Source organism: Xenophilus sp. Marseille-Q4582 (assembly GCF_916700565.1).
Lineage (GTDB): Bacteria > Pseudomonadota > Gammaproteobacteria > Burkholderiales > Burkholderiaceae_C > Xenophilus.
The window spans coordinates 122,501-130,000 of sequence record NZ_CAKAKO010000007.1; the positions used below are offsets into that span (position 1 = coordinate 122,501).

The 7,500-nt window shown below is 52.1% G+C and carries 2 tRNA genes and 6 rRNA genes (2 of these 8 only partly in view); all 8 read right to left on the reverse strand.

The features are described from left to right. A 16S ribosomal RNA gene (locus LG388_RS25045) occupies positions 1 to 173 on the reverse strand; it reaches 1,360 nt to the left of the window's first position. A 428-nt stretch (positions 174 to 601) separates the two neighbouring features. Beyond that, positions 602 to 714: ribosomal RNA gene (gene rrf, locus LG388_RS25050) — 5S ribosomal RNA — on the reverse strand. A 126-nt stretch (positions 715 to 840) separates the two neighbouring features. Continuing rightward, positions 841 to 3,711 (reverse strand): 23S ribosomal RNA (locus tag LG388_RS25055). A gap of 308 nt (positions 3,712 to 4,019) precedes the next feature. Beyond that, positions 4,020 to 4,095, reverse strand: a tRNA-Ala gene (locus tag LG388_RS25060). A 27-nt stretch (positions 4,096 to 4,122) separates the two neighbouring features. Then, a tRNA-Ile gene (locus LG388_RS25065) sits at positions 4,123 to 4,199 on the reverse strand. Between the two features lie 70 nt (positions 4,200 to 4,269). Further along, positions 4,270 to 5,802 (reverse strand): 16S ribosomal RNA (locus tag LG388_RS25070). A 428-nt stretch (positions 5,803 to 6,230) separates the two neighbouring features. Beyond that, positions 6,231 to 6,343, reverse strand: a 5S ribosomal RNA gene (gene rrf, locus LG388_RS25075). Between the two features lie 126 nt (positions 6,344 to 6,469). Further along, positions 6,470 to 7,500, reverse strand: a 23S ribosomal RNA gene (locus tag LG388_RS25080) (it continues 1,840 nt past the right edge of the window). The 16S, 23S and 5S rRNA genes sit together here with 2 tRNA genes alongside, the layout of an rRNA operon.

Consider the following 7,500-nt stretch of genomic DNA (forward strand, 5'->3'; position numbering starts at 1 on the left):
TATGCGGTATTAATCCGGCTTTCGCCGAGCTATCCCCCACGATTGGGCACGTTCCGATGTATTACTCACCCGTTCGCCACTCGTCAGCATCCGAAGACCTGTTACCGTTCGACTTGCATGTGTAAGGCATGCCGCCAGCGTTCAATCTGAGCCAGGATCAAACTCTACAGTTCGATCTTGAAGTTTTTGCCTCTTTCGAGGCCACTCATAAAAACGGAATTGAAGTGAACTTCACTTCTATTCTCATGAGCGTTTGAGAAGCCTTGCGGCTTCAGTTCCGAAGAACTTGGCAATCCGCCCTCAAACGCCCACGCTTATCGGCTGTATGTTTTTAAGGATCCGCAAACAATCTCTTGTTCGCAAAGCTCGCCGCGATCAGCGAAGCCCTCTATTATGACATGCCGGAAATTAACCCGTCAACATCGAAGGTCTTTCGACCTTGTCACTGGACACTTGCTCAACGAGCGGGTGCCCAGCGAAGCCTTTCAGTGTACGCCAGCGCAGTGCGCCGTGCAACATGAATCGCTTTCTTTTTCGCCATCCGCAGGATGAAGAAAAAGAAAGCGCCCTGCTGGAGCAGGGCGCTTTCCTCGCTATAAAAGCCTGACGATGACCTACTTTCACACGGGAGTCCGCACTATCATCGGCGCTGAGTCGTTTCACTGTCCTGTTCGGGATGGGAAGGAGTGGGACCAACTCGCTATGGTCATCAGGCATAACTGTTTGCTTGGCGTGACTTTGGGGTCACGCGAAGCGAATTCATAGAGTCTGATCAGCTTTTAATTAGTTTTGACTGCGTCACTTGGCATAACAGCCTTGATGCTTTTTGATCAAGGTTATAGGGTCAAGCCGCACGAGCAATTAGTATCGGTTAGCTTAACGCATTGCTGCGCTTCCACACCCGACCTATCAACGTCCTGGTCTTGAACGACTCTTCAGGGGGCTCGAGGCCCCGGCAGATCTCATCTTGAAACGAGTTTCCCGCTTAGATGCTTTCAGCGGTTATCTCTTCCACACTTAGCTACTCGGCAATGCCACTGGCGTGACAACCGATACACCAGAGGTGTGTCCACTCCGGTCCTCTCGTACTAGGAGCAGGCTTCCTCAAATCTGCAGCGCCCACGGAAGATAGGGACCAAACTGTCTCACGACGTTTTAAACCCAGCTCACGTACCTCTTTAAATGGCGAACAGCCATACCCTTGGGACCGACTACAGCCCCAGGATGAGATGAGCCGACATCGAGGTGCCAAACACCGCCGTCGATATGAACTCTTGGGCGGTATCAGCCTGTTATCCCCAGAGTACCTTTTATCCGTTGAGCGATGGCCCTTCCATACAGAACCACCGGATCACTATGTCCTGCTTTCGCATCTGCTCGACTTGTCAGTCTCGCAGTTAAGCACGCTTATGCCATTGCACTATCGTCACGATGTCCGACCGTAACTAGCGTACCTTCGAACTCCTCCGTTACGCTTTGGGAGGAGACCGCCCCAGTCAAACTGCCTACCATGCACTGTCCCCAACCCGGATAACGGGTCTAGGTTAGAACCTCAAACACACCAGGGTGGTATTTCAACGTTGGCTCCACCAAAGCTAGCGCTCTGGCTTCAAAGCCTCCCACCTATCCTACACAGATCTGTTCAAAGTCCAATACAAAGCTACAGTAAAGGTTCATGGGGTCTTTCCGTCTTTCCGCGGGGAGATTGCATCATCACAAACATTTCAACTTCGCTGAGTCTCAGGAGGAGACAGTGTGGCCATCGTTACGCCATTCGTGCAGGTCGGAACTTACCCGACAAGGAATTTCGCTACCTTAGGACCGTTATAGTTACGGCCGCCGTTTACTGGGACTTCAATCAAGAGCTTGCACCCCATCATTTAATCTTCCAGCACCGGGCAGGCGTCACACCCTATACGTCCACTTTCGTGTTTGCAGAGTGCTGTGTTTTTAATAAACAGTCGCAGCCACCGATTTTTTGCAACCCGTTCATGCTCCGTTGCTCACTTCACACTACTAGGGCACACCTTCTCCCGAAGTTACGGTGTCAATTTGCCGAGTTCCTTCTCCTGAGTTCTCTCAAGCGCCTTAGAATACTCATCTCGCGCACCAGTGTCGGTTTGCGGTACGGTCGTATGCAGCTGAAGCTTAGTGGCTTTTCCTGGAACCTCGTTCACTCACTTCGCGAGCAAGCTCGCTCGATCGCTGGCCTCGGTATATGTGCAGCGGATTTGCCTACTGCACGCCTACATCCAGCTAAACCAGGTAATCCAACACCTGGATGAGCTATTAAGATCCGTCCCCACATCGCACTGCATATCGGTACAGGAATATTGACCTGTTTCCCATCAGCTACGCATCTCTGCCTCGCCTTAGGGGCCGACTCACTCTACGCCGATGAACGTTGCGTAGAAAACCTTGCGCTTACGGCGAGCGGGCTTTTCACCCGCTTTAACGCTACTCATGTCAGCATTCGCACTTCTGATACCTCCAGCAGCCTTTACAAGCCACCTTCACAGGCTTACAGAACGCTCTCCTACCACGTGCAATAAATTGCACATCCGCAGCTTCGGTAACTGGCTTAGCCCCGTTACATCTTCCGCGCAGGACGACTCGATCAGTGAGCTATTACGCTTTCTTTAAATGATGGCTGCTTCTAAGCCAACATCCTGACTGTTTTAGCCTTCCCACTTCGTTTCCCACTTAGCCAATTTTAGGGACCTTAGCTGGCGGTCTGGGTTGTTTCCCTCTTGAGTCCGGACGTTAGCACCCGGTGCTCTGTCTCCCAAGCTGTACTCTTCGGTATTCGGAGTTTGCCTTGGTTTGGTAAGTCGCCATGACCCCCTAGCCAAAACAGTGCTCTACCCCCGAAGGTAATACTTGAGGCACTACCTAAATAGTTTTCGGAGAGAACCAGCTATTTCCAGGTTTGTTTAGCCTTTCACCCCTATCCACAGCTCATCCGCTAGTTTTGCAACACTAGTCGGTTCGGACCTCCAGTACCTGTTACGGCACCTTCATCCTGGCCATGGATAGATCACCTGGTTTCGGGTCTACACCCAGCGACTGAACGCCCTATTCGGACTCGATTTCTCTACGGCTTCCCTATTCGGTTAACCTTGCCACTGAATGTAAGTCGCTGACCCATTATACAAAAGGTACGCCGTCACCCCGAAGGGCTCCGACTTTTTGTAAGCATGCGGTTTCAGGATCTATTTCACTCCCCTCCCGGGGTTCTTTTCGCCTTTCCCTCACGGTACTAGTTCACTATCGGTCGATGATGAGTATTTAGCCTTGGAGGATGGTCCCCCCATATTCAGACAGGATTACACGTGTCCCGCCCTACTTTTCGCTAGCTCAGTACCACACAGATCTTTTCGCATACGGGGCTATCACCCACTATGGCCGGCCTTTCCAGACCGCTTTGCTAAGTTCTGTGCTATCACTAGCAGGCTCTTCCGATTTCGCTCGCCACTACTTTCGGAATCTCGGTTGATGTCTTTTCCTCGAGCTACTGAGATGTTTCAGTTCACCCGGTTCGCCTCGTGCACCTATGTATTCAGTGCACGATACCTTTCGGTGGGTTTCCCCATTCGGAAATCTCCGGATCAAAGCTTATTTGCCAGCTCCCCGAAGCTTATCGCAGGCTATCACGTCCTTCGTCGCCTATCATCGCCAAGGCATCCACCACATGCTCTTATTCACTTGACCCTATAACTTTGACGCCTCTCACGAGAAGCCCAAGTCAATCAAGGAATTGCCAGGTCTTTCACCTGGCGCGTTATGCCGTCTTCAATTTGCCTTGCAGCAAGCTGAAGTTCATTTGACGCAATCAAAAAATGTTGCCGACGGCACGGTGAGCTAAAACCTTTACGAATTCGCTCTTTCCGTCGACAACGCTGATTCGACTCTATGAATTTTTAAAGAACAGCCGATTGATCAACAATGTTGACCAACAACAAAACAGCCTCATTTCCCACAAGGCCGCTTTGGTGTTGATGACACATAATTTCAGGTCTTGGTGGAGGATGACGGGATCGAACCGACGACCCCCTGCTTGCAAAGCAGGTGCTCTCCCAGCTGAGCTAATCCCCCAGGATCTCCACACTGACATTGGAAGTTTGGTGGGTCTAGTTGGGCTCGAACCAACGACCCCCGCCTTATCAAGACGGTGCTCTAACCAGCTGAGCTACAGACCCATGTCGATGACTCGACTTGTCTTCCAACAACCGATAAGTGTGGGCGTTTGATTTGGATTGCGGTTTCCAGAAAGGAGGTGATCCAGCCGCACCTTCCGATACGGCTACCTTGTTACGACTTCACCCCAGTCACGAACCCTGCCGTGGTAATCGCCCTCCTTGCGGTTAGGCTAACTACTTCTGGCAGAACCCGCTCCCATGGTGTGACGGGCGGTGTGTACAAGACCCGGGAACGTATTCACCGTGACATTCTGATCCACGATTACTAGCGATTCCGACTTCACGCAGTCGAGTTGCAGACTGCGATCCGGACTACGACTGGCTTTGTGGGATTAGCTCCCCCTCGCGGGTTGGCAACCCTTTGTACCAGCCATTGTATGACGTGTGTAGCCCCACCTATAAGGGCCATGAGGACTTGACGTCATCCCCACCTTCCTCCGGTTTGTCACCGGCAGTCTCATTAGAGTGCCCAACTGAATGTAGCAACTAATGACAAGGGTTGCGCTCGTTGCGGGACTTAACCCAACATCTCACGACACGAGCTGACGACAGCCATGCAGCACCTGTGTTACGGCTCTCTTTCGAGCACCAAGCCATCTCTGGCAAGTTCCGTACATGTCAAAGGTGGGTAAGGTTTTTCGCGTTGCATCGAATTAAACCACATCATCCACCGCTTGTGCGGGTCCCCGTCAATTCCTTTGAGTTTCAACCTTGCGGCCGTACTCCCCAGGCGGTCAACTTCACGCGTTAGCTTCGTTACTGAGAAAGCAAATTCCCAACAACCAGTTGACATCGTTTAGGGCGTGGACTACCAGGGTATCTAATCCTGTTTGCTCCCCACGCTTTCGTGCATGAGCGTCAGTGCAGGCCCAGGGGATTGCCTTCGCCATCGGTGTTCCTCCGCATATCTACGCATTTCACTGCTACACGCGGAATTCCATCCCCCTCTGCCGCACTCCAGCGATGCAGTCACAGATGCAGTTCCCAGGTTGAGCCCGGGGATTTCACAACTGTCTTACATCACCGCCTGCGCACGCTTTACGCCCAGTAATTCCGATTAACGCTCGCACCCTACGTATTACCGCGGCTGCTGGCACGTAGTTAGCCGGTGCTTATTCTTACGGTACCGTCATGAGCCCCGGGTATTAGCCAGAGCCTTTTCGTTCCGTACAAAAGCAGTTTACAACCCGAAGGCCTTCATCCTGCACGCGGCATTGCTGGATCAGGCTTGCGCCCATTGTCCAAAATTCCCCACTGCTGCCTCCCGTAGGAGTCTGGGCCGTGTCTCAGTCCCAGTGTGGCTGGTCGTCCTCTCAGACCAGCTACAGATCGTCGGCTTGGTGAGCCTTTACCCCACCAACTACCTAATCTGCCATCGGCCGCTCCAGTCGCGCAAGGTCTTGCGATCCCCTGCTTTCATCCGTAGATCGTATGCGGTATTAATCCGGCTTTCGCCGAGCTATCCCCCACGATTGGGCACGTTCCGATGTATTACTCACCCGTTCGCCACTCGTCAGCATCCGAAGACCTGTTACCGTTCGACTTGCATGTGTAAGGCATGCCGCCAGCGTTCAATCTGAGCCAGGATCAAACTCTACAGTTCGATCTTGAAGTTTTTGCCTCTTTCGAGGCCACTCATAAAAACGGAATTGAAGTGAACTTCACTTCTATTCTCATGAGCGTTTGAGAAGCCTTGCGGCTTCAGTTCCGAAGAACTTGGCAATCCGCCCTCAAACGCCCACGCTTATCGGCTGTATGTTTTTAAGGATCCGCAAACAATCTCTTGTTCGCAAAGCTCGCCGCGATCAGCGAAGCCCTCTATTATGACATGCCGGAAATTAACCCGTCAACATCGAAGGTCTTTCGACCTTGTCACTGGACACTTGCTCAACGAGCGGGTGCCCAGCGAAGCCTTTCAGTGTACGCCAGCGCAGTGCGCCGTGCAACATGAATCGCTTTCTTTTTCGCCATCCGCAGGATGAAGAAAAAGAAAGCGCCCTGCTGGAGCAGGGCGCTTTCCTCGCTATAAAAGCCTGACGATGACCTACTTTCACACGGGAGTCCGCACTATCATCGGCGCTGAGTCGTTTCACTGTCCTGTTCGGGATGGGAAGGAGTGGGACCAACTCGCTATGGTCATCAGGCATAACTGTTTGCTTGGCGTGACTTTGGGGTCACGCGAAGCGAATTCATAGAGTCTGATCAGCTTTTAATTAGTTTTGACTGCGTCACTTGGCATAACAGCCTTGATGCTTTTTGATCAAGGTTATAGGGTCAAGCCGCACGAGCAATTAGTATCGGTTAGCTTAACGCATTGCTGCGCTTCCACACCCGACCTATCAACGTCCTGGTCTTGAACGACTCTTCAGGGGGCTCGAGGCCCCGGCAGATCTCATCTTGAAACGAGTTTCCCGCTTAGATGCTTTCAGCGGTTATCTCTTCCACACTTAGCTACTCGGCAATGCCACTGGCGTGACAACCGATACACCAGAGGTGTGTCCACTCCGGTCCTCTCGTACTAGGAGCAGGCTTCCTCAAATCTGCAGCGCCCACGGAAGATAGGGACCAAACTGTCTCACGACGTTTTAAACCCAGCTCACGTACCTCTTTAAATGGCGAACAGCCATACCCTTGGGACCGACTACAGCCCCAGGATGAGATGAGCCGACATCGAGGTGCCAAACACCGCCGTCGATATGAACTCTTGGGCGGTATCAGCCTGTTATCCCCAGAGTACCTTTTATCCGTTGAGCGATGGCCCTTCCATACAGAACCACCGGATCACTATGTCCTGCTTTCGCATCTGCTCGACTTGTCAGTCTCGCAGTTAAGCACGCTTATGCCATTGCACTATCGTCACGATGTCCGACCGTAACTAGCGTACCTTCGAACTCCTCCGTTACGCTTTGGGAGGAGACCGCCCCAGTCAAACTGCCTACCATGCACTGTCCCCAACCCGGATAACGGGTCTAGGTTAGAACCTCAAACACACCAGGGTGGTATTTCAACGTTGGCTCCACCAAAGCTAGCGCTCTGGCTTCAAAGCCTCCCACCTATCCTACACAGATCTGTTCAAAGTCCAATACAAAGCTACAGTAAAGGTTCATGGGGTCTTTCCGTCTTTCCGCGGGGAGATTGCATCATCACAAACATTTCAACTTCGCTGAGTCTCAGGAGGAGACAGTGTGGCCATCGTTACGCCATTCGTGCAGGTCGGAACTTACCCGACAAGGAATTTCGCTACCTTAGGACCGTTATAGTTACGGCCGCCGTTTACTGGGACTTCAATCAAGAGCTTGCA